The organism is Lewinella cohaerens DSM 23179 (assembly GCF_000379805.1).
GTDB lineage: Bacteria > Bacteroidota > Bacteroidia > Chitinophagales > Saprospiraceae > Lewinella > Lewinella cohaerens.
The window spans coordinates 1-4,468 of record NZ_KB903588.1 but is presented as its reverse complement, the minus strand read 5'-3'; the positions used below and the strand labels follow the sequence as shown (position 1 = coordinate 4,468).

Genomic DNA, 4,468 nt, shown 5'->3' with positions numbered 1-4,468 from the left:
ACTTAACGATGTAATCGCCAGGTGCAAGGCCGGTAAACTCGTAGAAGCCGACACCGTTCGTCGTTGTCTGATCCAGCATATTGCCATCAGCATCCAACAACATTACGGTCACGTCTTCGATACCTTCTTCTCCAGCATCCTGGATACCATCAGCGTCAGCGTCTAACCAGACGAAGTCGCCAAGGCTTGCAGGNTCGTAAAGACCAGCATCAAGGTCTTCGTTATTATCGCCAGACTCCAAGACTACGCTCTCTGTCATACCGTCCATTGCTGGATCAGCATCAGAGTCTGTAGCTTCGTCGCCTGTTGCATTTAGATCTGTGTATTCATAGCCAGTAGGTAGTACAAACTGTACACTGTACTCGCCTGGTGTTAGGCCGGTAAATTCGTAAGCACCAGTGTCATCAGTTGTTGTATCGTCGATGATGTTGCCATCAGCGTCTTTCAGGTTAACTGTTACACCTTCAACACCAGGTTCGCCAGCATCTTGCTCGCCGTCACCGTCGATGTCTTCCCATACGAAATCGCCTAAGCTTGCAGGCTCGTAGAAACCAGCGTCGTTCGTATCGTCATTTTCACCACTTTCAAGGTTAACAACCCCCGTTTGACCAGTGGTTTCATCAGCATCACTGTCTTCTGCATCATCACCACCTTCGTTGGCAGGACTTGCTTCGAAGTCAGTAGGAGCAGTGAACTTAACGATGTAATCGCCAGGTATAAGACCGGTGAACTCGTAGAAGCCAACACCATTCGTTGTCGTCTGATCTAGCATATTGCCATCAGCATCCAACAACATCACTGTTACGTCTTCAATACCAGGTTCACCAGCATCCTGGATACCATCAGCATCCAAATCTTCCCATACGAAATCGCCTAAGCTTGCAGGCTCATAGAAACCAGCATCGTTGGTATCATCATTCTCACCAGTGGTAAGCGTGATTACGCCAGTTTCGCCAGTCGTTTCATCAGCATCACTGTCTTCTGCATCATCACCACCTTCATTGGCAGGGCTTGCTTCGAAGTCAGTAGGAGCAGTGAACTTAACGATGTAATCGCCAGGGGTAAGACCAGTGAATTCGTAGAAGCCTACGCCGTTCGTCGTCGTCTGATCTAGCATATTGCCGTCAGCATCCAACAACATTACTGTTACGTTTTCGATACCTGGTTCGCCAGCATCCTGGATACCATCAGCATCCAAGTCTTCCCATACGAAATCGCCAAGGGAAGCATCGCCGTAGAAACCAGCATCGTTCGTAGGATCGTTTTCGCCACTTTCCAAGTTGATCACACCGGTTTCGCCAGTGNTCTCATNNGCGTCACTGTCTTCTGCATCATCGCCACCTTCGTTAGATGGGCTAGCATTCAAGCCAGTAGGTGCAGTAAACTTAACGATGTAATCGCCAGGGGTAAGGCCAGTGAACTCGTAGAAACCTACGCCGTTTGTTGTTGTCTGGTCCAGCATATTGCCATCAGCATCCAACAACATTACGGTTACGTCTTCGATACCTTCTTCTCCAGCATCCTGGATACCATCAGCGTCAGCGTCTAACCAGACGAAGTCGCCAAGGCTTGCAGGCTGATAAATACCAGCATCATTTGTATCATCATATTCACCAGCTACCAGGTTGATAGTACCCGTTTGGCCAGTGGTTTCATCAGCATCACTATCTTCTGCATCGTCGCCACCTTCGTTAGCTGGGCTTGCTTCGAAGCCAGCAGGAGTAGTGAACTTAACGATATAGTCGCCAGGGATCAGTTCCAGGAATTCGTAGAAGCCGGTGCCGTCTGTCGTCGTCTGATCTAGCATATTGCCATCAGCATCCAACAACATTACCGTTACATCTTCAACGCCAGGTTCACCAGCGTCCTGGATACCGTCGGCATCAAGGTCTTCCCAAACGAAATCACCGAGGCCAGCACATAGAAGCTGGTTAACCGTAACGGTTACTGCGTCCATGTTCATAGCTTCACCTACGTAAAACTCATCTCCTGTAACAGGATCAACATACCATACTTCCGCCATATCAGAGGCTTCGTTGGTCGTTGTTTCCAAGTAAGACAGCGTATAATTCCAAACGAATTCTTCGTCAGAAATGCCGTCATTATTATTATCAATAAAGTCAACGTAGTAGTTGCCATTGATATCGCTCGACTGATCGAAGTAAGGATCGGTAGCAGATGCCATCAAATCATCAGGAAGATTTGAATCCTCAACATTGATTGCACGCAGTTGAATACCCTCTACACCGCCAAGAATGCGCATGGTCAGTGAGAAGTTTACTTCTTCACCAGCACAAATTTCATCGCGGTCAGCTTCTTTATCGATATTGATAAATACGCCCGTGTAGTTAGAAGGGTCTTCGTCGGTGACATTAGGATTGCCGTTAGGGTTTCCATTTTCATCAACAGGTGTTCCTACTACATCAGCCATATTGGTATATAGGCCACGCATTGCAGTGCCTGTGAGGGTGAAGGTTTCACTATCACCTGCTGCAAGGAATGGAATAGTACCAACAAATCCTTCCTGATCATCATTAACTTCAACGTTAATCAGATCAAGCGTACCTGTATTGGTCACCACGTAAGTCCATGTTACGGTTGGTGGTGTATTTGGTACGAGAATGATAACTCCAGGAGCATCATCAGCATCCTGTCCGTTGGTCGCTTTTTCGATGTCTACATTAGCCGTTTGGCTAACAGGAACTTCTTCTTCGTCCTCATCATCTTCTTCCGGTTCTTCATTATCTGGTGTAGAATCGGTGTCATCACCATCATCAACAGTGATTTCAGCAATATTCACCAGCGTAGTGCCTTGGAAGTCGTTGTCGATCGTAGTCTTCACAATGAAGGTTACACTCTGATCAATTGCCAGGGCAGGAATCGTATAAGTACCGTCGTTATTATCAATAACAGCAGTGCCGTTGGCATCAAAACCAGTGATGGTCAAGCCAGCAGGCACACGGTCGGTTACTACAACGTTGGCAGCATCTTGGCTTCCTTCGTTGGTAACGGTAATATTGAAATCAACAGGACTGTTCTGAGCGTAAGGCCCAGGCGTACCGTCGTTGATATCTTTGGTTAGTGCAAGATCGTAAGTTGTCAGACCAGCATCCAGATCAGGATAGTCATCACCAGACATGAGGGTCACGACTTCCGTCATACCGTTCATGGCAGGGTTAGCATCCGAATCAAGCGCTTCGTTTCCACCTGCATTTGCAGTTGTGAACTCATAACCAGCAGGCAATACAAACTGAACGCTGTAATCGCCAGGCTCCAGGTCTGTGAATTCATAGAAACCTACACCATTGGTTGTTGTATTGTCAATGATGTTGCCATCAGCATCCTTCAGGTTAACGGTTACATCTTCAACTGCTGGTTCGCCAGCATCCTGAACACCGTCACCGTCAAGGTCTTCCCAAACGAAATCACCGAGAGAAGCACAAGCTACTTCGTTGATCGTTACTGTAGCGGTGCTGTTTGGTCCGGTACAACCTTTGCTATCTGTTACAGAAACAGTGTAAGTACCAGGTGCAAGATCAGTGATCATTGCAGTGGTAGCACCATTACTCCATGCATAGGTATAAGGAGGTGTTCCGCCGCTAGCTGTTGCTGTAGCTGTTCCGTTATTCTGATCACAATCAGGATCAGTACCCATTGCTGTTACAGATGGGTTAGGATTAACCACTACCTCTACCATATCAGAAGCCTGACAATCGTTGTCGTCAACAACTGTTACGGTATAAGTTGTAGTCTCCGTTGGAGAAACAGTAATCGAAGCACCTGTAAGGTTACCTGGCATCCATACGATATCGAATGGCTGGGTACCATTGGTTACTTCCGCTGTTAGTGTTACGCTTAAGCCAAGACAAATCTCCTCGTCATCACCAGCATTAACCGTTGGGCCACCGATGTTGTCGATCGTTACGTTGCCTACACCGAAACAGCCGTTGCTGTCCGTTGCAGTAACGGTGTAAGTACCTGGTGCAAGACCAGTGATCATCGCTCCGCTGTCGCCGTTGCTCCATGCGTAGGTGTAAGCAGCAGTTCCGCCAGAAGCAGATGCTGTGGCTGTGCCGTTGTCAAAACCACAAGTAGCATCAACGCCAGATACGCTTACCGTAGGATTAGGATTAACTACCACTCGTACTACATCTGTAGCTTCACAGCCGTTTGCATCCGTAATGGTTACGGTGTAGTTGCGGGTTACTGTNGGNGTGAAGGTTTGTGAAGCACCTGCTCCCANACCTTGGTTCCANNNGTANNTAAATGGTGCAGTTCCNCCATTCGCAACTGCTGTGATGGTCACTTCTGTACCAGCACATACTTCCTGGTCGTCGCCAGCGTCTGCTGTTGGGCCAGGGATATTTTCAATCGTTACACTGCCTTCGCCGTAACAGCCTTTGCTGTCTGTTGCTGTAACCGTGTAAGTACCTGGGGCAAGACCGGTGACCATTGCACCGTTATCGCC

At 47.9% G+C, this 4,468-nt stretch carries 1 protein-coding gene; it reads right to left on the bottom strand.

What is annotated here, in order from left to right; translation table 11 throughout:
- On the bottom strand, nucleotides 1–4,453 hold a 4,453-nt coding region (locus A3EU_RS0125520), incomplete at its 3' end, for an SdrD B-like domain-containing protein (RefSeq protein WP_425412744.1).
- Nucleotides 4,454–4,468: the final 15 nt, after the last annotated feature.